Origin of the sequence: Tianweitania sp. (assembly GCF_032053605.1) — a bacterium.
Classification (GTDB): Bacteria; Pseudomonadota; Alphaproteobacteria; order Rhizobiales; family Rhizobiaceae; genus Tianweitania.
This window is the reverse complement of record NZ_DAMBUH010000058.1, coordinates 1-21,722: the sequence shown is the minus strand read 5'-3', so window position 1 is coordinate 21,722 and position 21,722 is coordinate 1. Positions and strand designations below refer to the sequence as shown.

Sequence of the window (21,722 nt, the reverse complement as noted above, 5' to 3'; positions counted from 1 at the left end):
TCCATCTCGCCACGCGACAGTGAATTCAGCACGACGCCGCCACGGTCGCTTGCCGGGCGTACGGTTGGAGCCGGACGCGGCGTGCGCTCGACGTTTGGCGGCGGCGCAACGGTCACGGCTGGCTTGGGCGCAGACGGCGTCGGGATAATGACGGGCGCGGCTTCGCGCTCGCCAGGCGCAGAGAACTTGCGCTTCTTGGTCTCGACGACAACCGACTTGGTGCGCCCATGGCTGAAGTTCTGCCGCACGGTGCCCTGCTCGATACCTGGGCGCTTCAGCGTCAGCGTCTTCTTCGGGGTCACCGTCAGTGTCTTGTCGTCTTTCGTATCGGTCATTCCGTATCCTCAGCAGCGCCGCCCTCGGCAACCGCACCTGTTAGCGGGCTATCGGGGAAACCGCCCCGAAATCGTTCGAGCGCCACCATGCGCTTCGCTGCCGCCTGCCCCGCGTCGCCCGCGAGGACGGCAGCATGTATCACATTTGTGCCCCCCAATGCCAAACCCATTTCGGCCTCCGAAAAGAGTTTGTGCGCATCGATCGAGGGGCCACCAAGATGAACCGTTGCGCGCCGCGCTTGCGCGATCTTCCTGACCCCGTCATCCGAGGCCTCATGGGCATGCAGAACCAGAAGCGCCTCGCCGGAGCGGACAGCGCTGTCAACCTTTGCGGCGCCAAGCGCCACGCGCCCTGCCTTGCGGGCAAGGCCAAGCGAGCCCAAGGCCGACTTGGCCATCAGGCTATCCACGAGTGCGCCCAGATCCGGCGCAACCGTCACGTCAGCCTTGAAAGCACGACGGAACAGGTTCTTCTTCGCCGCCTGGTCGATATGGACCCGGTCAGCGGTAACCCAGCACCCGCGGCCGGGCAGCTTGCGCTTGAGATCGGGAACAACGGACATGTCGGGACCGGCAACGAAGCGAAGCAAAGTCTCCGCATCGCCCGCTTGCCGCGTCACTATACATGTGCGTTCGTTCGTATCTTTCAAGCGCAGCCGCTCCCGATCCGCCAGGTCTCATGATCAGGCGGACGCAGTCTCGGCTTCCTCTTCGGAAGCCTCGACCTCGTCATCGCTGATCCAGCCAGCCTTGCGGCGGGCATCCACGATCATGGCTTCCGCATCGCCGCGGGTGATGTTGAACGACGCCAGAACGCCGGGGAAGAACTTGGTTTCTCCATCCTTGCGCTCTTTCCAGCCGGTCAGGTCGTCCACGGCGTAGCCGGCAAAGTCTTCGATCGTCTTCACGCCGTCTTCGCCAAGCGTCACCATCATCGCAGTGGTGATGCCTTCGATCTGGCGCAGCTCGTCCGATACGCCGAGCGCGGTGCGCTTCTCGTCCTGTTCGGTTTCGATGCGATCGAGAAACTCCTTGGCGCGCTCCTGGATTTCGCTTGCAGTGTCTTCGTCGAAGCCGTCGATCGAAGCGATTTCGTCCTGTTCGACGTAGGCCACTTCCTCAACCGTGGTGAAGCCTTCCGACGCCAGCACCTGGCCGACCATCTCGTCGACGTTGAGCGCGTCCATGAAGAGGTTCGAACGCTCGACGAATTCCTTCTGGCGGCGCTCGCTTTCTTCCTGCTCGGTCATGATGTCGATGTCCCAGCCGGTGAGCTGGGAGGCCAGACGCACGTTCTGGCCGCGACGGCCGATGGCCAGCGACAGCTGATCGTTCGGCACCACGACTTCGATGCGCTCGGCATCTTCATCAAGCACGACCTTGGCGACTTCCGCCGGCTGAAGCGCATTCACGATGAAAGATGCGGCTTCGCCCGACCACGGGATGATGTCGATCTTTTCGCCCTGCAGCTCGCCAACAACGGCCTGCACGCGGGAGCCACGCATACCAACGCAGGCGCCGACCGGATCGATCGACGAGTCGCGAGAAATCACGGCGATCTTCGCGCGCGAACCGGGATCACGGGCCACCGACTTGATCTCGATGATGCCTTCGTAGATTTCCGGCACTTCCATGGTGAACAGCTTCGCCATGAACTGCGGATGGGTGCGCGACATGAAGATTTGCGGGCCGCGCTGTTCGCGGCGCACGTCATAAACGTAGGCACGAACGCGGTCGCCATACTTGTAGTTTTCGCGCGGGATCAGTTCGTCGCGGCGGATGATGGCTTCACCGCGGCCGAGATCGACGATCACATTACCATATTCGACGCGCTTGACCGTGCCATTGACGATCTCGCCGATGCGATCCTTGTATTCGTCGAACTGGCGATCACGCTCGGCTTCGCGCACCTTCTGCACGATGACCTGCTTGGCGGACTGTGCGGCGATACGGCCGAACTCCATCGGCGGCAGGATCTCGGCGAGGTAATCACCAACCTGCGCATCGGGATTGCGCTCGCGCGCCGTCAACAGCGCGACTTCCTTGTCGTAGTCCTCGACCTGCTCGACAACCTGCATCAGGCGCTGCAGCTTCATCTCGCCAGTATGCGGGTTGATGTCGGCGCGGATGTTGGTTTCCTGACCGTACCGGGCACGCGCAGCCTTCTGAATGGCATCAGCCATCGCCGCGATCACGATCGACTTGTCGATCGACTTTTCGCGCGCGACCGCATCGGCGATCTGAAGCAGTTCCAGCCTGTTTGCACTTACAGCCATGTCTTCGGTCTCCTGATCACCCGGCGCTCGCTGGCGCCCTGGATAGTCTTAACTGCCGGTCTTCGTATTGCCGTCTGCATCGGTATCGGTGTCGGGCTCTTCGTCCCCATCACCATCTTCTTCGAACTCGATCTCGTCGCCTTCAAAGGCGTCATCGGCGGCGTCATCGGCATCGCCACGACGCGCGGCCTTCTTTTCGCGATTGTCCTTGGCCAGCGCTTCGCGGATCAGCGAGTCGGTGAGGATCAGCCGAGCGTCGGCCAGCGCGTCGAAGGGAACACGCACCTGCGGCTCGTCACCATAGCTCGCCAGATCGCGCTCCAGCGTGAAGCTGTCGGCATCCACGGCCGTGATCTTGCCGCGAAAGCGCTTCTTGTCGGCGACCATGACGGAGGTCTCGATCTTGGCGGCGTGGCCGATCGCGGCCTCGAAATCCACCTTGCGCACCAGCGGGCGGTCGATGCCCGGCGACGACACTTCAAGATGATAGGCCTGCTCGATCGGATCCTCGACATCGAGGGTCGGCGAGATCGCGCGGGAAATCTCCTCGCAATCCTGCACGGTGATCGTGCCGTCGTCGCGCTCGGCCATGATCTGCAGCGTCATGCCGTTCTGGCCCGACAAACGCACCCGCACAAGACGGAAGCCCATCGGCCGCAGGATCGGGATGACGATGGCGGCAACGCGCGCATCCGTTCCGGTCTCGCGGATCAGGCGATCATCTTCCACTGCTGTGGCCAGTGCCGGGTTGTCCAGCATTGGGTTATCCGAGATGGGCTCGTCGGCCATCCTGTCTCCAGTTAACAAAAAAGAGCGGGACCGGGTGGACCCACTCTTCGTCATATCGACCAAGAATTTGAACTCGATATAGCCGAATGAACAGCTTTCATCAACCCCTGAGGACAGGACATCCCCTAACAGGCATTAACACTCGCATTAACCCGCCGTGCAAGGCGTGCATGGCTGATCTGCGAAGTCGTATCTCGCAACCGCGAGGGTGCGGGTCTATCTATGTTGCATCGCACAAGCAACTGAACAAACCGAAACGAACCGAACCTCAAATGTCCAAGAACCAGCCCCGTTCCACTTTCGCCGATCTGCTTGGCATGCTCGGCAGCGCGATCTCGGTCGCGGCAGCTGAAGAGAATGGCCGCAGCGCTCGCCCACAGGACCTGCGCCGCCTCGGTATCGATCCCATGGAATTCCGCAAGATCCGCCGCTTCTAAGCGCGATCTTCGCATCTGAATGTAAAAGGCCGGCGCTGTGATCAGCGCCGGCCTTTTTGTTTGTGGTGGTAGCTCAGCTCAGTCCTCGTCGCCGGCCATGGCTGCCAGCATTTGGCCCTTGCCGCGTGCGCGCAGGATCATCGGCACGAGCACAGCCGCGAAGGCGAGCAAGATCAACACGATCGAGATCCAGGAATGGACAAGAACGCTCGGATCGCCCTGGCTGATTTGCAACGCCTGGCGCAGACTACGCTCGGCCATCGGTCCTAGGATCAGGCCCACAACCACCGGCGCAATCGGATAACCGAAGCGGCGCAGCATGTAGCCGAGCAGGCCGAACATAAGCAGCAGTCCAAGTTCGAACGAGGTCGGCAGCGGTCCAACCATGAAGGTCGAGGCGCTGGCACCGATCGTGCCGAGTGTCGCGAAGGTCAGAATGCCCGCATAAAGCCACGGACGCGGGATCGTGAGCAAACGCACCCACAGACCGATCAGCGGCAGGTTCAAGACCAGCAGCATGAAGTTGGCGACGAGCAGGCTGGCGATCAGGCCCCAGACCAGGGTCGCATTGCTGACGAACAACAGCGGGCCCGGTTGCAAGCCGAACTGCTGGAAGCCGGCCAGCATGATCGCGGCGGTTGCTGTGGTGGGCAGGCCGAGCGTCAGCAGAGGCACGAGCGTTCCGGCGGCCGATGCGTTGTTGGCCGCTTCAGGACCAGCAACGCCTTCGATCGCGCCCTTGCCGAACTCTTCCGGATGTTTGGAGAACTGCTTCTCGGCGGAATAGGACAGGAAGCTCGACACGTCAGCGCCACCTGCCGGCATGGCGCCGATCGGGAAGCCGATCGCGGTGCCGCGCAGCCAGGATTTCCACGAACGCTTCCAGTCTTCCTTGGTCATCCAGACGGAGCCTTTGATCGCCTCCACCTTCTCGTCCATGGCTGTACGGCTTGCGACAACGGCGATGGTTTCGCCGATCGCAAACAGAGCCACGGCCAGGGTCGTCACCGAAATACCGTCGAACAGGTTCGGCGTGCCCATGGCGAGACGGGTCTGGCCGGTCAGCTGGTCGATGCCGATCAGGCCTAGCGCGAGACCAATGAAGAGTGCGGTCAGGCCGCGCAGGGTCGACTCACCGAAGGCAGCCGACACCGTCATGAAGGCGAGCAGCATCAGCGCAAAATATTCGGATGGGCCGAAAGACAGCGCGAACTGCACAACCCAAGGCGCGATGAAAGCGAGACCAAGCGTCGCCACCAGACCGGCGATGAAGGAGCCGATTGCAGCGGTGGCGAGTGCGGGTCCGCCACGCCCCTGCCGGGCCATCTTGTTGCCTTCCAGCGCGGTGACGATGGAGGCGCTTTCGCCCGGCGTGTTGAGCAGGATCGAGGTCGTCGAGCCGCCATACATGCCGCCGTAATAGATGCCGGCGAACATGATCAGCGAGCCGGCGGGGTCGAGGCGGTAGGTGACGGGCAAAAGCAGCGCCACTGTCAGCGCGGGTCCGATGCCCGGCAAAACGCCGACAGCCGTGCCGAGCGTCACGCCGATCAGCGCGTAAAGCAGGTTGCTCCATTGCAGGGCGGTGAGCAGGCCCTGTCCGAGAAGTTCGAACGTGTTCATAACAGCCTCAGAACAAACGCTCGAGCGGACCGGCCGGCAGCGACAGTTGCAAACCGCGCGCGAAGGCAAGCCAGACGAGGAAGCAGAAAACAAGGCCGAACGGCAGGGTCAGCCAGATGCGGCGTTCATTGAAGGCGTAGGCGGTTGCGGTGAACATCAGTGCAGTCGCGAGCGAGAAGCCGACCGTCTTGATGGTCAGCATCTGCACGATCAAGCCGCCGACGACCCAGAGGATCGGCGCCGTCTGCTGTTCTTCACGCTCGGGAAAATCGCCGCGCCAGGCTTCCGCCGCCGTCCAGAGCGCCAGGCCGAACAAGCAGGCCGCGACGATGTAAGGCACGGTTTTGGGACCGACCGGCTGCGTGGAAGCCATGCCGCCGGCATGATAGGTGCTCCAGGCAATGGCAATCGAAGCGATCGCCAGCACCAGCGCAATGGCAAACGCCGCCCGATCCGGGCGGCGCTGAATGGTTGTGGTGTCGTCGCGGACGCTCATTTGACGAGGCCGATGTCCTTAAGGATGCTTTCGGTCGCTGCGGTGTCTTCCTTCAGCTGCGCAACGAATTCGTCGCCGGCGAGATAGGTGTCAGCCCAGCCCTTGTCGGCAACGGCCTTCTTCCAGCTTTCCGACTTCACCATCTTCTCGACGTCAGCCGAAATGGCGGCCTTCTGCTCGTCGCTGATGCCGGGAGCAGCGGCAACCATGCGCCAGTTCTGGATGGCGACATCGACGCCGCCTTCCTTGAAGGTCGGACCTTCGATGCCGGCGACCTTTTCATCCGAGGAAATGCCCAGCAGGCGAAGCTGGCCGGCGGCGATCTGCGCGGAGAACTCGCTGTAGCCGGAAATGCCGACCGTGACCTGGCCGCCAAGGATAGCGGCGAGCGCTTCGCCACCGCCGGAAAACGCGATGTAGTTCACCTTGGTCGGATCAACACCGACAGCCTTGGCAACGAGGCCGGCCGTGATGTGGTCCGTACCGCCAGCCGAACCGCCGCCCCAGGACACGCCGCCCGGGTTTTCCTTCAGCTTGGCAACGAGGCCAGCCATGTCCTTGATGTCGGAGTTGGCGGGCACGACGATCGCTTCGAACTCACCGGTCAAACGCGCGATTGGCGTGACCTGGTCGAGCGTGACCGGCGAACCGTTGGTCAGGATGGCGCCCACCATGACGTAGCCGCCGACGATCAGCGCATCGGCATCGCCGCTGGACTGATTGACGAATTGGGCAAGACCGATCGTGTCGCCGGCACCCGGAACGTTGATGACCTGGACGCTGGGCGAGATCTCCTCGTCCTGCAAGGCGGCCTGCATGGTGCGGGCCGTCTGGTCCCAGCCGCCGCCGGGGGCAGCAGGCGCCATGATCTTGTAATCGGCAGCAAAAGCCTGCGAAGCAACGAGCAGGCTGCCGGCAGCCAAAGCTGCGGCGATGAAGTGACGCATAGGATCCTCCCTGGGGATGCAAAGTCTTTTGTCGCTCGCAGCTTAAGCTTTGCGCGCGACAGGTTGTCAACGGGTCTGGTTTTTCGTTGACAACGTTAGATACGTCTAAAGCTCAGATATGCGGGGGTTCTTCCCTCGCGCAGAGCCTTAGCTTCATAGCGGGTCGATTGCCAGCCGGGATAGGGCTGACGCCAATCGTCGGCGCGCTCAACCACCCATTCGAACTCGGAATGGGCGCGGATGTGGAGCAGCGTCCAGTTGATGTAATGCGCGATATCCGAGGCAAAGCGAAATGTGCCAGCCGGCTGCAAAACGCGCGCAAAGCGATCCAGATTGACCTGGCTGACGAAGCGCCGCTTCCAGTGCTTCTTTTTCGGCCAGGGATCGGGATACAGCAGGTCGATCTCGGCAATGCTGTTGGCTGGGAGCCAATCGAGCAGCTGCGTCGCGTCGTCATCGTAAACGCGCAAGTTTGGCCGGGGCTCGCTTTCCAGCGTCTGCATGCAGCGCGACATGCCGTTGATAAAGGGCTCCACGCCGATAAAGCCGCTTTGCGGCTCACGCCCGGCCTCGCTGATCACATGCTCGCCGCCGCCGAAGCCGATTTCCAGCCGGACGCGCTCGACCGGCACGGGAAAGAGCGTCTTGAGATCGGCGGGCGCGGGTTGCGTCAGGTCGAGCTTGAGGCGGGGCAGCAGGGAAGCTACCGCCTCCGCTGCCTGCGTGCGCACTGGCCGGCCATGTCGGCGGCCATAGAAGGCCTCGGTCGCGCGGCTGCGGCGACCCTCCGCTTCGCTCTCGTTGTTTTCAGCGGTCATGCCAGGGATCAAGCCGCAACAGCCTGCTTCAGCGCCTTCACGAGATCCGTTCTTTCCCACGAAAACGAACCGTCGCGACCGGCCTTGCGGCCGAAATGGCCGTAAGCGGCGGTCTTGGCATAGATCGGCTTGTTGAGATCGAGATGGCGGCGAATGCCGGAGGGCGACAGGTCCATGACCTCGCGCAGGGCGTCTTCAAGCCGAGCTTCATCCACCTTGCCGGTGCCGTGAAGGTCGACATAGACAGACAGCGGCTGGGCAACGCCGATGGCATAGGACAGTTGGATGGTGCAGCGTTCCGCAAGCTTTGCCGCCACCACATTCTTGGCGAGATAACGCGCGGCATAGGCGGCAGAGCGATCGACCTTGGTCGTGTCCTTGCCCGAAAATGCGCCGCCGCCATGGGGTGCAGCACCGCCATAGGTGTCCACGATGATCTTGCGCCCGGTGAGGCCGGCATCGCCATCCGGGCCGCCGATCACGAACTTGCCGGTCGGATTGATGTACCAGCGGCAGTCTTCGGCGACCTTCAGGTCGGACAGGGCTTCGCGGATAAAGGGTTCAACGACGCTGCGGACCTTCTTCGAGTCCCAGCTTTCATCGAGATGCTGGGTGGACAGCACGATCGAGGTGGCTTCGCTCGGCTTGCCGTCCTGATAGCGCACGGTGACCTGGCTCTTGGCATCCGGCCCAAGCTTGCCGACATCGCCCTCGCCCTTGTGACGGCCGGCGGCGAGCAGTTCCAGGATCTTGTGGCTGTAATAAAGCGGCGCCGGCATCAGGTCCGGCGTTTCGGAACAGGCGTAACCGAACATAATGCCCTGATCGCCCGCGCCTTCCGCGTTGGCGTCAGCCGCCTTGTCCACGCCCTGGGCGATGTCGGCCGACTGAGCATGCAGCAGCACGTCGATCTTTGCGGTCTTCCAGTTGAAACCGTCCTGCGCGTAGCCGATTTCGCGGATGGCCTTGCGCGCAATGGCCTTGAACTTGGAGGGGTTGATTACCGGATGGCCCTTGGCATCACGCAGGGGCTCACCGTCCCCGTTTTTCTTCAACAGCGTCGGCGGAACGCGAACTTCGCCCGCGATCACGACGCGGTTGGTGGTGGCGAGTGTTTCGCAAGCGACCCGCACGTCCCACGGGTTCATGCCGGCTTTCTTGGCTTCGCGGTAAACGAGATCGACGATCTCGTCGGAGATGCGGTCACAAACCTTGTCGGGATGGCCTTCGGATACGGATTCGCTGGTAAAAAGGTAGTTCTGGCGTGCCACGGGTAGTCCCCTCTGGAAAGATGATCTGGCCGCCATGGGCCAGATCGCGCGCGAGTGTTACCGAAGGGCCCGGTCTGGCGTCAAGAGATGCTATTTTCCTAGAAGACGTGCTGTGCGAACGGCTTTTTCAGCCTCATTCGCCGTCATCGGCCAGGGTCTTGATGAGGTCGACGATCTTGCGGCGGACCTTGGGGTCCGAAATCTTCATGAAAGCGCGGTTGAGCTGCATGGATTCCGCACTGCTCATGAAATCCGGCACCAAGGGCGCAGCAGCTTCTTCCTCCAGGCCCATCGGGGACTGACCATCTTCGCGCGGCGCATCCTGGAAGAAGTACTCGACCGGCGCGTTCAGAATGGCGGAAATCGCCTGCAGCCGGCTGGCGCCAACGCGGTTGGTGCCTTTTTCGTATTTCTGGATTTGTTGAAAGGTGATGCCGAGCTGCTCGCCAAGCTTTTCCTGGCTCATCGCGATCATATTGCGGCGGAGTCGAATACGCGAACCGACATGCACGTCGACTGGATTCGGCCGCTTCTTGTTTTCCGTCATTATCCCCTCACTGCCCCGCAGCACGGATCATCCTGCCACAGGCAGGCCAATCTGTGGTCACCAAAATACGGCGAAGCGGTTGCAATATCATTTTCTAATATAACCAAGTCAATGACGCTTTCGCGCCCTGAAATTTCCTAAGAAGCCACCCACGGCAAGAATGCCAAGCACGATCCACCCCGCCCAAACCGGATCCCACAAGCGCAGGATCGTGCCTTTGCCCGTAGGCACCGCTACGTCAAGTGTTCCGACGCCATTTACCGTATAAGCGTCGATAATCCGGCCAAAACCGTCCACAACACCGGAAATTCCGCTATTGGCTGCGCGAACCAGCGGCAAACCGGTTTCGACCGCGCGCAGCTGTGCCTGCCGGAAATGCTGACGCGGTCCGGGTGTATCGCCGAACCAGGCATCGTTGGTGAGGTTGATCAGGATGTCCTTGCCGACCGCATCCTTGCGCACAATCTCGTCGAAGATGATCTCGTAGCAGATGAAGGCGACGGCGCTTAAGCCTCCGGGCAGTGTAATGCCGGGGCGCGTTTGCGCGGACGAAAAGTCTTCCGGCAGAGCCACGATCTTGCTGATGCCAAAGCGGTACAGCAGGCCGGAGAACGGAAGATACTCGCCGAAGGGCACGAGATGCACCTTGTCGATCGCATCCACGATCTGGCCGGCATCGCCGATCTGGGTCATCGAATTGTAGTAGCGGGTGGGGCCACCGGGTGCTGCTTCCGAGCGCACCGCCCCGGCAAGCAGCGTCTGGCCATCCGCCAGAAGATCGCCAAGCGTCGACAGGGCGTCCGGGCGATCATTGAGAATAAAGGGCACGGCGGTTTCCGGCCAGATGATGACCGACGGCGGTGACTTACCCTCCGCCGGTGCTGCGGCCGACATTTCGAGATAGGTGCCGAAGATGCGGTCGCGCGCTTCGCGATCCCATTTCTCGCTTTGCAGGATAGACGGCTGCACGAGGCGCACGGCGAGCGTGTTGGGTCCGAAATCGGCCTGCGACAACCGGAACAAGCCGAAGCCGACATGGGCGGCGATCAAAAGCGCAGCTAGGGCTAAGCCGAGGCTGCGGCCTCGACGCGACAGAGCGATTGCCGGCATGGCGAACACGAAGACGGTCAGCGCATTCATGCCCACCATCGAAACGAGCACCGACGACTGCATCAGCGTCGGCACCGGCATGGCAGCATAGCCGATGGCGTTCCAGGGAAAGCCGGTGAAGAGCTGCCCGCGCAGCCATTCGGCTAAGGCAAAGGCAAAAGCCAGCATGGCGATGCGGCCGATCGACTCGCTCCAGAACAGCCGGGCAAGCACTGCGGCCAAGCCGTAATAGATCGCCAGCACGGCCGGAAGCGCCACCACGGCAAGCGGCAGCGCCCAGGCAAAGCTGTCTGCTTCCACCAGAAGCGCATTGCCGATCCACCACAGTCCGGCAATGAAATAGCCGAAGCCGAACCACCAGCCGACTGCAAAGGACGGCCGCAACCGAGCCAGCCTGCCACTGCCGGCTTCGCTGGTTGCACCATCGAGCAGCCAGACCAGGATCGGGAACGACACGAAGCCGACGGCAAAGAAGTCGTAAGGCGCTTGCGCCAGCACAAGCAGTGCGCCGGCCAAAAAGGCCAAAGCGGCGCGGCGCCAGCCCCAGGCCAAGACGATCCGGCTCCCAAGGCGGTCCATAAAAGCTTCCGATGCTAGAGAATCATCGCGCAAGCTTTAACAGGCACCGCCTGGCGCGCCAAACCGCTATACATCGCGCCCAAAGCGATTATTGAAGCCCGCCTGGCATGCGGATGGGAGGGAAGCAATGTCGGCGCAGGACTCGAACGGCTGGGATGCTTCGGCCGCTGGATGGATCGCGGCGCAAGGCAGCGAAGGCGACTTCGGCCGGCGCTTCGTTCTGGACGCGCCGATGATCGAACGCGTGAACCGTCAACGCTTCCGGAATGCGCTAGATGTCGGGTGCGGCGAAGGCAGGTTTTGCCGGATTATGCGCGATCTGGGTGTAAGGACCGTCGGCATCGATCCTACCGAGGCTCTGATTGCCCGAGCGCGAGAGCTGGATCCGGACGGCGATTACAGGCTCGGCAGAGCGGAGGGGCTAGACCTGGCCGCGGACAGCTTCGATCTCGCGGTGAGCTACCTTTCGCTGATCGACATCGACGATCTTCCCCTTGCCTTGAAGTGTGTGACGGCGTGCCTGAAGCCGGGCGGCACCCTGCTGATTGCCAACTTGAACAGCTTTGCCACGGCTGCAGGCGCGCGCGCCTGGATTTGCGACAGCGAGGGCCTGGAACGCTTTGCGCTGGAAAACTATCTGGAAGAACGTTCGGTCTGGCTGGAATGGGCCGACATCCGCATCCGCAACTGGCATCGGCCTATGAAGACCTATATGCAGCTTCTGCTGGAAAACGGCCTGCAGCTTCGGCATTTCGACGAGCCGGCACCAAGTGGCGGCGGCGATCCGGCGCGGGTCAGCCGACAGCGCCGCGTGCCTTTCTTCCACATCATGGAATGGCAGAAGCCGGACGATTAACCTCCGGCTTCGCTAGGGTTCAAATCACGCGGAGTCCGACACTTCGTGGTGGCTGGTGCTCTCATGCGGCTTGAGATCACGCACCAGGCGCACCTTGCGGACGCGGCGGGGATCGGCTTCGAGGATCTGCATTTCGAAGCCAGGCATGACGCGGATGATTTCGCCGCGTACCGGCACGCGGCCGAGCGCGGAGAAGATCAGGCCGCTCAGCGTATCGACATCCTCGCCGAATTCCCCGGCTTCGAAGCCCGGAATGGCTTCCGCCACATCCTCGATATCAGCACGCGCATTGACCACGAAAACGCCGTCACCGGTTTGCGTGACCGTTTTTTCCTCGTCGTCGTGTTCGTCTTCGATGTCGCCGACGATCATCTCGACGATGTCTTCAAGCGACACGAGACCGTCGGTGCCGCCATATTCGTCGATGACCAGCGCCATCTGTGTATGCGAGGCCTGCATGCGCGCCATCAGCTCGGAAGCCTGCATAGAGGGCGGCACGAACAGCACGGTGCGGATGAGTTCGAGGTCGCCGATCGTGCGGGTCAGATCGACATTGCCGAGATCGGACGCTTCCACGGTCTTCGACGGCGTCGGAGCGCCGGGTTCGACGGTGGTGGCCTGCGCCGAACGGGTGATGTGGTTGAGCACGTCGCGGATATGGACCATGCCGCGCGGGTCATCCAGGGACTCCGAATAAACCGGCATGCGGGAATGGCCGCTTTCCTGGAAGGCGCGCAAGAGATCGCCGAGCGTGATCGCAATATCGACGCCGTCGATATCAGCGCGCGGGATCATCACGTCCTCGACGCGAACTTCACGCAGGCCGAGCACGTTGTTGAGCATGGCGCGCTCAACCGGCGTGAAGGCTGCTTCCGTTTCGTCGGGGCTTGCTTCCGCCAAGGCGTCGGCAAGGTTTTCGCGCAAAGTCGCGCTGCCGTTCTTCGGTCTGAAGAAACCGACCATGCGGTCGAACAATGGTAGCCGGAGACCTTGGGTCTCGGTGTGACTACTCGGCCCGTCTTCTTTCTGATCGGGCAATTCGCTGGAAGGTTCGTGACCTGCAGCGTCACTATCTTTATCGTTCATCATCCTCCGGCTTGTCGCCGGTCCGTGTTGATCGCGGGGGTCTTTCCCTATCGGTAGGGATCGGGAATGGCAAGACTTCTCAGTATTTCGCGTTCCAAACCTTCCATCTCCTCTGCTTGTTCCTCGGTTTCATGGTCGAAGCCAAGACAATGCAGAAGGCCGTGGATGGTGAGATGGGTGAGATGGTGGTCGAAGGGCTTGGTTTCCTCTTCCGCTTCACGAACCACCGTTTCCCGGGCAATGACGATGTCGCCGAGCATAGGCGGCAGGGGATCGCCGGGCTCGACCGGGAACGCTGGAAAAGACAGGACGTTGGTGGGCTTGTCCTTGTTGCGCCATTCGCGATTGAGCTCCTGGATCGAAGCGTCGTCGGTAAACAGGATCGACAGCTCGCTGGCGCCCTCGGTGACGCCAAGGCGCTCGAAGGTGGCCGCAATAGCGCGATCGACAAGCGCTTGCAGTGCGGCTTCATCGCCCCATTCGCCGGCCTCGATCTCGAGGCCGACTGCAATCTCAGGCTTGCTCAAACCGCAGGACCGCCGCTGCCGGCGCGGTCGTAGGCGCGGACGATCTCGGCCACCAGCGGGTGACGCACGACGTCCTTGTCCTCGAAGCGCACCTTCACGATGTTCGGCACGCCATCCAGCACGCGCAAGGCTTCGACGAGACCGGACTTGGTGTGCGGCGGGAGGTCGATCTGGGAGGGATCGCCGGTCACGATCATGCGGCTGTTTTCGCCCAAACGCGTCAGAAACATCTTCATCTGCATCTGCGTCGTATTCTGGGCTTCGTCCAGGATCACGGCGGAATGGGCGAGCGTACGGCCGCGCATGAAGGCAAGCGGGGCGATCTCGATGACCTCGGCGGCAATCGCGCGCTCGACCTTGTCGGCCGGCATCATGTCGTAAAGCGCGTCATAAAGCGGGCGCAGGTAAGGATCGACCTTTTCCTTCATGTCGCCGGGCAGGAAGCCGAGGCGCTCGCCGGCTTCAACGGCCGGACGCGACAGGATGATGCGCTCGACCAGACCGCGCTCAAGCAGCATCGCGGCATGCGCCACGGCAAGATAGGTCTTGCCAGTACCGGCCGGGCCGATGCCGAAAACGAGTTCTGACCGCTCCAGCGCGCGCATATAGGCGTCCTGGTTGGCGGAGCGGGCGTAGATGGTGCGCTTGCGGGTGGAAATCTGGGCGGCAGACATCTTGCCTTTCTTTTCAAGCGTGGGCAGGCTCAGCTGGTCGTCGGCGGCAACCGCCATGCGGATCGCACCATCCACATCGGACTGGCCGACATGGGCGCCCTTTTGCAGCATGTCATAGAGATGATCGAGCGTGCGGCGCGCTTGTTCGGCAGCCGTGGGGTCACCCTGGATCGAAAGCTGGTTGCCCTTCGAGCGTAGATCCACGCCGAGCTTCTGCTCGATGCGCGCGAGGTTTTCGTCGAACTGGCCATAAAGCGCGCTCGCGAAGCGGTTATTGTCGAATGTGAGTACGAGATGCGCCTTATCGGAAGCGCCGGCCGGGCTCGTCTTGACGTCTGCCTTTGCGGTCAACCGCGTCTCCTTGTTCAAGGCCTTGGGCTCAATGCCGTCTTGGCCTGAAGCTTAGATAGGGTCGGCGAACAGGCTGTTGTAGCCCGTGCCCGTTACCCGGACATCGATAATGTCGCCGATTCGGCCGGCACTTTCATCAAAAATTGTCGGTTGAAGCCACGGCGAGCGGCCGACGATCTGACCGGCTTGGCGACCGGGCTTCTCGAGCAGCACAGAAATGGTTCTGCCGACCAAGCTGTTGACGAACTTGGACTGCTCTTCGGCAAGCGCTGCCTGCAGGCGGACGAGCCGCTCGCTTTTCACGGCTTCGTCGACATGACCCGTCATCGAAGCGCCCGGCGTGCCAGGGCGGGGCGAATACTTGAACGAGAAAGCGAGCGCATAACCGATCTCGCGCACGAGCTTCAGCGTGTCGGCAAAGTCTTCTTCCGTTTCGCCGGGAAAGCCGACGATGAAATCACCGGACAAAGCGATATCCGGCCGCGCAGTCCTGATGCGATCCATCAAGCGCAGATAATCGTCGGCGGTGTGGCGACGGTTCATGGCCTTGAGGATGCGATCCGACCCCGACTGCACCGGCAGATGCAGGTAGGGCATGAGCTGGCGGAGATCGCGATGGGCGGCGATCAACGCATCATCCATGTCGCGGGGATGGCTGGTGGTGTAGCGGAGGCGGGCGATGCCGGGGATTTCCGCCAAGCGGAACAGAAGCTGTGCCAAGCCCCAATCACGGCCATCCGAACCTTCGCCATGCCAGGCGTTGACGTTCTGGCCGAGCAGGGTCAGTTCGCGCACGCCGGCCTGCGCCAGCTGCTCGGCTTCCGCCACGATCTGTGAGACGGAGCGCGAGGTTTCCGAACCGCGGGTGTAAGGCACCACGCAGAAGGTGCAGAACTTGTCGCAGCCTTCCTGCACGGTGAGGAAAGCCGCGACGCCACGTGCCTGCACGACCTTGCGGGTGGGCGACGGCAGATGCTCGAACTTGTCTTCGACCGCGTAATCGGTTTCCACCACCTTGCCGCCGTTGCGCACGCGCTTCAGCGCTTCGGGCAGGCGATGATAGGTTTGCGGACCAATCACCAGATCGACGGCGGGCGCACGGCGAATGATTTCCTGCCCTTCAGCCTGCGCGACGCAGCCGGCAACGCCGATCACCATGTCGCGGCCTTGGGCGCGGCGTTCGGCCTTGAGGTCACGGATGCGGCCGAGCTCGGAATAAACCTTTTCGGCGGCACGCTCGCGGATATGGCAGGTGTTGAGCAGCACCAGATCGGCGTCTTCGACCACATCCGTGCCGACATAGCCGTCCGCTGCCAGCGCGTCGCTCATGCGCTGGGAATCATAGACGTTCATCTGGCAGCCATAGGTCTTCACGAACACCTTTTTCGGGGTCGTGACTCGCTCGGCGTCTAGGGTCGGGATCGGGGCGATCTGGTTCATGGCCGCAGCTTTTAGAGGTTTTCCTTAGCGGCCTCAACCACGCGATGAGGACGCAGGCGCGGCAAGGGCTGCAGCAAACAGGGTGCGCACACGCGCTTCGACCTCGCGGCTCGCCTGCTTGCGATCGGTGGCGGCGGTGAAGACGACCGGCTCGCCCCAATGCAGCTCGACCGTGACGGGAGGCAGGCTGAGTAGGCGCATGAGGTGGGGCAGCAGATCCTCGTCGCCCGTCCAGGCAACGAGCCCGCGCGAACGGCGGCCCATCGGCAAGCCGCCGAGGCGGGTATACGCGATGGCAACCGGCTGGATTAGGACCTGCTCGGCACCGGCCTCAATGATGGCCGACCGGGCCGCGCCGAACAAGGTCGTCTTGAAGGGGAGCAGGCTGGTGCCGTCCGACGTGGTGCCTTCGGCAAACAGCAGCGTGGCGCGGCCGTTGGCGAGGCTGCTGGTCAGTTCGCTGACCTGATTGCCTGAGGATCGCTTGTTCTGGCGGTCAACGAGGATCGTGCCTTGCAGCCGCGCGAGGGGCCCGACGACAGGCCAGGTGCCGACTTCTCCCTTGGCGATAAAGGAGCCCTTGAAGACGGAGCCGAGCACAATCACGTCGGTCCACGAAATGTGGTTGGCGGCGATCAGCAGGGGGCGGCCGGTTTCCACCTTGCCGAAGTTTTTGATGCGCAAGCGCAGGATGCGCGCGGCGATGCGATACCACAGGCGTGGTGCGGATGTTGGATCGACCCAGCCGGTCCAGTGCGCGAAGGCCTGGTAGGGCGCGAGGACGAGCGTCAGCAGAAACACGGCAGCGATCGTCCTGATGAAACGGAGTTTGGCGCTCAAGCGGGTTTTGCTCGCCGGAGTTCGCGCCGCATCACGATGGCGTCGCTGCGTTTGCGGCCTTCATGTTCGTAATAGCCGGGACGCCGCGCGACCTCATTGAAGCCGAGGCGCTTGTAGAGAGTAGTAGCGGCAACATTTGTTTCGTCGACTTCGAGGAAGAGTTCTTCGGCGCGGTCGCCGTGCAATTTGCGAAGCACGGCGTCCATCAGCGTGCGGCCAAGCCCCAGCCTGCGGTGGGTGCGGGCAACCGCAATGGTCAAGATTTCACCTTCGCCCGCAGCAAGACGGGCGAGCACGAAGCCAACCAGACCGAGTTTGGGGTTGCCGACTTCGCGCACGGCAAAGCCGAACACCGTGTTTTGCGTCAGAAGGGACTCGAATTCCTCGGCTGACCACGGCCTGCCGAAATCTTCCTCATGCAGCCGGGCGATCGCATGACAATCATCGGCTTCGAGATCGAGGATTGCATGATCGCGGCGCATGAAGGGGATCTTCATGGTTCAGTCGCGGCCGGGCAGAACGAAGCTCGCCTGCGGCTTGGCGTCCGCGCCGCGCAAATAAAGCGGCTTCGGCTTATCCGAGTTTGCCGGCTTAGCAGCGGCAAGGTGGGCATAGGTTTCGATCGCGGCGGTCGCCGTTGCGGCGACGATGGTACGACCGGGCATGCGCGCGTCTAAGGCAGCAGATCCTGAGCCGGTGAGGATAAGGTCTGTGTTCCCTACCCGCGCAAGCGTTGCGTCCGCATCGAGGACGGCCGGCTCGGCCAGGAGCGCGCCTGCCGGACCATAAAGCGCGGAATAAAGCTGCTCGCGTCGGGCATCGATGACCGCGAGCACGGGACGGCTGGGATGCAAGGCATGAGCTTCCGCTGCCAGACCTTCCAACGTGGTCACACCGACAGCGGGAATGTTGAGTGCCAGCGCCAAACCGCGTGCGGTCGAGACGCCGACGCGCACGCCGGTGAAGGAGCCCGGGCCGATCACGACGCCGATGCGGGTGAGGTCCGCATAGGTCTTGCCGGCCTGGGCCAGCACGTCGTCGATCATGCCCATCAGCAGTTCGGCATGGCCGGCGCCGATATCCTCAGTGATGCTCGCGAGCGCAGCGTCGCCCTCCCATACGCAAGCAGCGCAGAGATTGGCGGATGTGTCGATCGCGAGCAGGGTCATGAGCGTAGCGGTCAGCCCTTGTCAGCGGTGAAGCCAGCGGCTTCGATGCCGGCAGCGGCGGCGGTTTCATCATTGTCCGAGGTGTCGCCGGAAATGCCGACGGCGCCCAGGATTGCGCCCGCCTCATCCCGGATCAACACACCGCCCGGAACCGGTACGATCTTGCCGCCCGACATGGCCGACAGCGCCTGCACGAAATGCGGCCGCTCGCCGGCGGTGGTGTTTAGCCAGCGCGAGCCGGCACCGACGGCCAGCGCGCCATAAGCTTTGCCGGACGCGATCTCGAAGCGCAGCATGGACGAGCCGTCCTGCTTCTGGAACGCCTTGAGGTGGCCGCCGGCATCGAGCACGGCGATCGACAGCGGCTTCAGCGTGAGCTCAGCAGCCTTCGCAAAAGCTGCCTCGATGATGGTGTTGGCTTGGGCCAGCGTCAGTTCAGTCATGGGTGTTCCTTTGTCTGTCACGCAGCCTGCTGCGCCTTCAGTTCGAGCCGGCGGCGATGCAGAACCGGCTCGGTATAGCCATTCGGCTGTTCGGTGCCCTTGAACACGAGATCGCAGGCCGCTTGGAAGGCGATTGATTTGTCGAAGTCCTTGGCCATCGGCCGGTAAAGGGGATCGCCGGCATTCTGGCGGTCCACCACTTCGGCCATGCGCTTCAGGGTCTCGGTGACCTGATCTTCGCTCACCACCTTGTGGTGCAGCCAGTTCGCCATATGCTGCGAGGAAATCCGGCAGGTCGCGCGGTCCTCCATCAGGCCGATATCGTTGATATCCGGCACCTTGGAACAGCCGACGCCGGCATCCACCCAGCGCACGACATAGCCAAGAATGCCCTGCGCATTGTTGTCGAGTTCCTTCTGGATGTCTTCCGGCGTCCAGTTCGGGCGCGCTGCCACAGGCACCGACAAGATGTCTTCCAGTCTGGCGCGCTCGCGCTTCTTCAAATCGCGCTGCACGGAGCGCACATCGACCGAATGATAATGCGTGGCATGAAGCGTCGCAGCCGTCGGCGACGGAACCCAGGCAGTGTTCGCGCCGGCCTTGGGATGACCGATCTTCTGTTCCAGCATGGCGGCCATCAGGTCGGGCATCGCCCACATTCCCTTGCCGATCTGGGCATGGCCGGCGAGACCGCAGGCAAGGCCGATATCGACATTCCAGTTCTCATAGGCCTGGATCCAGGCGGATTGCTTCATGTCGCCCTTGCGGATCATCGGGCCCGCTTCCATCGAGGTGTGCATCTCGTCGCCCGTGCGATCGAGGAAGCCCGTATTGATGAAGACGACGCGATCTCGTGCGGCGCGGATGCACTCCTTGAGGTTGATGGTGGTGCGCCGCTCCTCGTCCATGATGCCCATCTTGATCGTGTTGGGCTCGAGGCCGAGCAGATCTTCGACACGCGTGAAGATCTCGACGGCAAAGGCCACTTCTTCCGGCCCGTGCATCTTCGGCTTCACGACATAGATCGAGCCTTCCGGAGAGTTCCAGTGTTTGCCGTCCGGACCGACATCGTGCAGCGCGATCATCGCCGTCATGACCGCATCCATGATGCCTTCCGGCACTTCCGAACCGTCTTCGAGCAGGATCGCCGGATTGGTCATGAGGTGACCGACATTGCGCACCAGCATCAGCGAGCGGCGGCGAACAGGCAGCGTGCCGCCATCCGGTGCGATGAACTCCTCGTCAGGATTGAGCTTGCGGGTGAAGGTCTTGCCACCTTTCGTGACCTCTTCCGCAAGATCCGCTTTCATGAGGCCAAGCCAGTTGCGGTACACGGTGATCTTGTCTTCCGCATCCACCGCCGCGACCGAGTCCTCGCAATCCATGATCGTGGTCAGCGCGGATTCCAGATGGACATCCGAAATGCCCGCCTTGTCGGAACGGCCGATCTCGGTGGTCGGATCGATCAGGATTTCGATATGCAGACCGTTTTTGGCGAGCAGGATGCGCTCGGGATGGCCCTGCTCGCCGAGATAACCGACGAACTGGCCAGGATCTTCGAGGCTGTCGGGCTGGATATCGGACCCGAGCGTCAGCACGCCGTCGGCGATCGTGAGCTTGGTGACATCGTTCCAGGACACGGCTTCGAGAGGTGCAGCGCGATCAAGGAAATCGCGCGCCCAGTTGATGACCTTCTCACCACGCTTGGGATTGTAGCCCCGGCCCTTTTCCGCGCCGTCTTCCTCGGAAATCGCATCAGTGCCGTAAAGCGCATCATAGAGCGAACCCCAGCGCGCATTGGCGGCATTGAGCGCATAGCGCGCGTTCATGACGGGGACGACGAGCTGCGGACCGGCTACGCTGGCAATCTCGGGATCGACGTTTTCGGTGGAAACGGTGAAATCCTCGCCTTCGGGAAGGAGGTAGCCGATCTCGCGCAGGAAGTCCTGATACACAGCCATGTCCGACGGCGCACCATTGTCGCGATGCCATTGGTCGATCTGAGCCTGCAGCTCGTCACGCTTGGCGAGCAGTTCGCGGTTCTTTGGGGCGAGATCGGCGACGATGCCGGCAAAGCCCGTCCAGAACGCGTCTTCCGCTACGCCCGTGCCGGGAAGTGCTTCGTCGCGAACAAAGGCGGCGAAGTTCGCATCCACTTTCAGGCCATGCAGGTCCCCACGATCACCCATCAGCGTCACTCCTCCGTTTGTTGCGCTTTGACCATCTTCGCCAAGGACGGTCAATTCATCCTAGATCTCAAACCGCCACCCGTGGACGGCCGCTCGCGGTTGCCGTGATGATCGCCTCGATAAAGGTGCGCTGATCTTCCACCGTGGCGGCCGTGATGGCATAATCCACTACGATCTGCGGATCATGCGCACCGGCCTGTTGCGCCTTCTCCGCAGCGGCGGATCGGGCATAGTCTTCGGCTGCGGCCATGGCCGGTGCTTCCGCGTTGAAGTCGCGCTGTGTTTCGCCGAGGCTGGCGCGAAAACGACCTTCCACCGGCTGGCTGACACGCACGTCCACCGAGACGCGCACCTGGCCGACCACGGCACCGAGCGCATTGGCGACGTCGGTATCTTCCGGCACGACGCAGGTCTGGCCGAGCAGATCCGGGAGACCGGCGTAATGCAGCGGGGCAGAGGCACCGAGGCCGATCACCGGGCGGTCCACGGTGAGGCTCATGCCGGCAATGCCCGAGCGCTTGTTCAGCGCGTTCTGCACGAGCGGATGCGTGACGGTTGCGGGACCGTCGAGGCCGCCTTCGGCGAAGGCGGTTTCGAGGATCACTTCGGCGGAGCGGCGGGTGAGTGCGGTCAGGACTTGGCTTGAGATCGTTTCGGCATCGGGCGCGATGGGCTGGCCGCGACCATCCTTGCGGCGAGCGAAGAGTTTGGCGCCGAGTTCAGCGGCGTCGCGGTTCCAGTTGGATTGCTTGTGCAGCACGTGGGCGGCATCCGAGGGGGTGAAGCCGGCGATGTGGACGAGGCCTCGGCCGACCAGGCGGTTCAGGGTGGCGACCTGCGGCGTGGAAGTGAGCAAGCGATCGAGCGGCTGGGGGATGGCGGTGATAGCGTCGTAGAGCTTGGCTTCGGGCGCCGTCAG

Annotated in this window: 22 protein-coding genes and 1 pseudogene; 2 read left to right on the top strand and 21 right to left on the bottom strand. The window is 62.5% G+C overall.

The window, feature by feature from the left end; genetic code table 11:
- From RTX98_RS13400 to rimP, 4 genes are all read right to left on the bottom strand, one after another.
- A partial coding sequence (locus RTX98_RS13400) for a translation initiation factor IF-2 associated domain-containing protein (RefSeq protein ID WP_312797175.1) occupies window positions 1–335 on the bottom strand: 335 nt, incomplete at its 3' end.
- Window positions 332–985 carry an RNA-binding protein gene (locus RTX98_RS13395; protein ID WP_189503859.1) on the bottom strand — a complete coding sequence of 218 codons (654 nt, stop codon included), beginning with the start codon at window positions 983–985 and terminating at the stop codon, window positions 332–334. The genes RTX98_RS13395 and RTX98_RS13400, both read right to left, overlap by 4 nt.
- A gap of 33 nt (window positions 986–1,018) precedes the next feature.
- On the bottom strand, window positions 1,019–2,611 hold the full coding sequence (gene nusA / locus RTX98_RS13390; protein WP_312797173.1) for a transcription termination factor NusA: 1,593 nt from the start codon (window positions 2,609–2,611) through the stop codon (window positions 1,019–1,021).
- Window positions 2,612–2,659: 48 nt separating this feature from the next.
- A complete protein-coding gene (gene rimP, locus RTX98_RS13385; protein ID WP_312797176.1) occupies window positions 2,660–3,370 on the bottom strand; it encodes a ribosome maturation factor RimP in 711 nt (236 codons plus the stop codon).
- Between the two features lie 302 nt (window positions 3,371–3,672).
- Between rimP and RTX98_RS13380 the strand changes: the two genes are divergently transcribed.
- Complete coding sequence (locus tag RTX98_RS13380) at window positions 3,673–3,837, top strand: hypothetical protein (RefSeq protein WP_189503863.1); 165 nt, start codon at window positions 3,673–3,675, stop codon at window positions 3,835–3,837.
- 78 nt (window positions 3,838–3,915) lie between these two features.
- Here the strand turns inward: RTX98_RS13380 and RTX98_RS13375 are convergent, their stop codons facing one another.
- The 7 genes from RTX98_RS13375 to lnt all read right to left on the bottom strand — a co-directional run bounded on the left by RTX98_RS13375 (window position 3,916) and on the right by lnt (window position 11,228).
- On the bottom strand, window positions 3,916–5,460 hold the full coding sequence (locus tag RTX98_RS13375; RefSeq protein WP_312797170.1) for a tripartite tricarboxylate transporter permease: 1,545 nt from the start codon (window positions 5,458–5,460) through the stop codon (window positions 3,916–3,918).
- Between the two features lie 7 nt (window positions 5,461–5,467).
- Window positions 5,468–5,956, bottom strand: coding sequence for a tripartite tricarboxylate transporter TctB family protein (locus RTX98_RS13370; protein ID WP_189503867.1), 489 nt, complete (start codon window positions 5,954–5,956; stop codon window positions 5,468–5,470).
- Window positions 5,953–6,903, bottom strand: a complete 951-nt coding sequence (locus RTX98_RS13365; protein WP_312797168.1) for a tripartite tricarboxylate transporter substrate binding protein — start codon at window positions 6,901–6,903, stop codon at window positions 5,953–5,955. The genes RTX98_RS13370 and RTX98_RS13365 overlap by 4 nt, the downstream gene beginning before the upstream one ends.
- A gap of 95 nt (window positions 6,904–6,998) precedes the next feature.
- Complete coding sequence (locus tag RTX98_RS13360; RefSeq protein ID WP_312797166.1) at window positions 6,999–7,721, bottom strand: tRNA (guanosine(46)-N(7))-methyltransferase TrmB; 723 nt, start codon at window positions 7,719–7,721, stop codon at window positions 6,999–7,001.
- Between the two features lie 8 nt (window positions 7,722–7,729).
- Window positions 7,730–8,992: a methionine adenosyltransferase gene (gene metK / locus RTX98_RS13355; protein WP_312797164.1), complete on the bottom strand. Its 1,263-nt coding sequence runs from the start codon at window positions 8,990–8,992 to the stop codon at window positions 7,730–7,732.
- A 133-nt stretch (window positions 8,993–9,125) separates the two neighbouring features.
- A complete protein-coding gene (locus RTX98_RS13350; protein ID WP_189503876.1) occupies window positions 9,126–9,539 on the bottom strand; it encodes a helix-turn-helix domain-containing protein in 414 nt (137 codons plus the stop codon).
- A gap of 108 nt (window positions 9,540–9,647) precedes the next feature.
- Complete coding sequence (lnt, locus tag RTX98_RS13345; RefSeq protein WP_312797160.1) at window positions 9,648–11,228, bottom strand: apolipoprotein N-acyltransferase; 1,581 nt, start codon at window positions 11,226–11,228, stop codon at window positions 9,648–9,650.
- Window positions 11,229–11,355: 127 nt separating this feature from the next.
- Here lnt and RTX98_RS13340 point away from each other — a divergent pair, with 127 nt between their 5' ends.
- Window positions 11,356–12,084: a class I SAM-dependent methyltransferase gene (locus RTX98_RS13340; protein WP_312797158.1), complete on the top strand. Its 729-nt coding sequence runs from the start codon at window positions 11,356–11,358 to the stop codon at window positions 12,082–12,084.
- 24 nt (window positions 12,085–12,108) lie between these two features.
- Here RTX98_RS13340 and RTX98_RS13335 read toward each other — a convergent pair whose 3' ends face one another.
- The 10 genes and pseudogenes from RTX98_RS13335 to RTX98_RS13290 form a co-directional block, all read right to left on the bottom strand.
- Window positions 12,109–13,170, bottom strand: coding sequence for a hemolysin family protein (locus RTX98_RS13335; protein ID WP_416223126.1), 1,062 nt, complete (start codon window positions 13,168–13,170; stop codon window positions 12,109–12,111).
- A 47-nt stretch (window positions 13,171–13,217) separates the two neighbouring features.
- Window positions 13,218–13,697 carry an rRNA maturation RNase YbeY gene (gene ybeY / locus RTX98_RS13330; protein WP_312797154.1) on the bottom strand — a complete coding sequence of 160 codons (480 nt, stop codon included), beginning with the start codon at window positions 13,695–13,697 and terminating at the stop codon, window positions 13,218–13,220.
- Window positions 13,694–14,722: a PhoH family protein gene (locus RTX98_RS13325; protein WP_189503884.1), complete on the bottom strand. Its 1,029-nt coding sequence runs from the start codon at window positions 14,720–14,722 to the stop codon at window positions 13,694–13,696. Before RTX98_RS13325 ends, ybeY begins: the two co-directional genes overlap by 4 nt.
- A 51-nt stretch (window positions 14,723–14,773) precedes the next feature.
- Window positions 14,774–16,162, bottom strand: coding sequence for a tRNA (N6-isopentenyl adenosine(37)-C2)-methylthiotransferase MiaB (gene miaB / locus RTX98_RS13320; RefSeq protein ID WP_312797151.1), 1,389 nt, complete (start codon window positions 16,160–16,162; stop codon window positions 14,774–14,776).
- 33 nt (window positions 16,163–16,195) lie between these two features.
- Complete coding sequence (locus RTX98_RS13315; protein WP_312797149.1) at window positions 16,196–17,002, bottom strand: lysophospholipid acyltransferase family protein; 807 nt, start codon at window positions 17,000–17,002, stop codon at window positions 16,196–16,198.
- Window positions 16,999–17,499, bottom strand: a complete 501-nt coding sequence (gene rimI / locus RTX98_RS13310; protein ID WP_312797148.1) for a ribosomal protein S18-alanine N-acetyltransferase — start codon at window positions 17,497–17,499, stop codon at window positions 16,999–17,001. The genes RTX98_RS13315 and rimI overlap by 4 nt, the downstream gene beginning before the upstream one ends.
- A 3-nt stretch (window positions 17,500–17,502) precedes the next feature.
- The gene (tsaB, locus tag RTX98_RS13305; RefSeq protein ID WP_312797147.1) at window positions 17,503–18,171 is read right to left on the bottom strand and encodes a tRNA (adenosine(37)-N6)-threonylcarbamoyltransferase complex dimerization subunit type 1 TsaB; all 669 of its coding nucleotides are present in this window, start codon (window positions 18,169–18,171) and stop codon (window positions 17,503–17,505) included.
- Window positions 18,172–18,182: 11 nt separating this feature from the next.
- Window positions 18,183–18,614 (bottom strand): heme-binding protein, encoded by a 432-nt coding sequence (locus RTX98_RS13300; RefSeq protein ID WP_312797146.1) that lies wholly within the window; start codon window positions 18,612–18,614, stop codon window positions 18,183–18,185.
- A gap of 17 nt (window positions 18,615–18,631) precedes the next feature.
- Window positions 18,632–20,803 carry a malate synthase G gene (locus RTX98_RS13295; RefSeq protein WP_312797145.1) on the bottom strand — a complete coding sequence of 724 codons (2,172 nt, stop codon included), beginning with the start codon at window positions 20,801–20,803 and terminating at the stop codon, window positions 18,632–18,634.
- Window positions 20,804–20,870: 67 nt separating this feature from the next.
- Window positions 20,871–21,722: pseudogene (locus RTX98_RS13290) on the bottom strand (hydantoinase/oxoprolinase family protein); the annotation flags it as partial.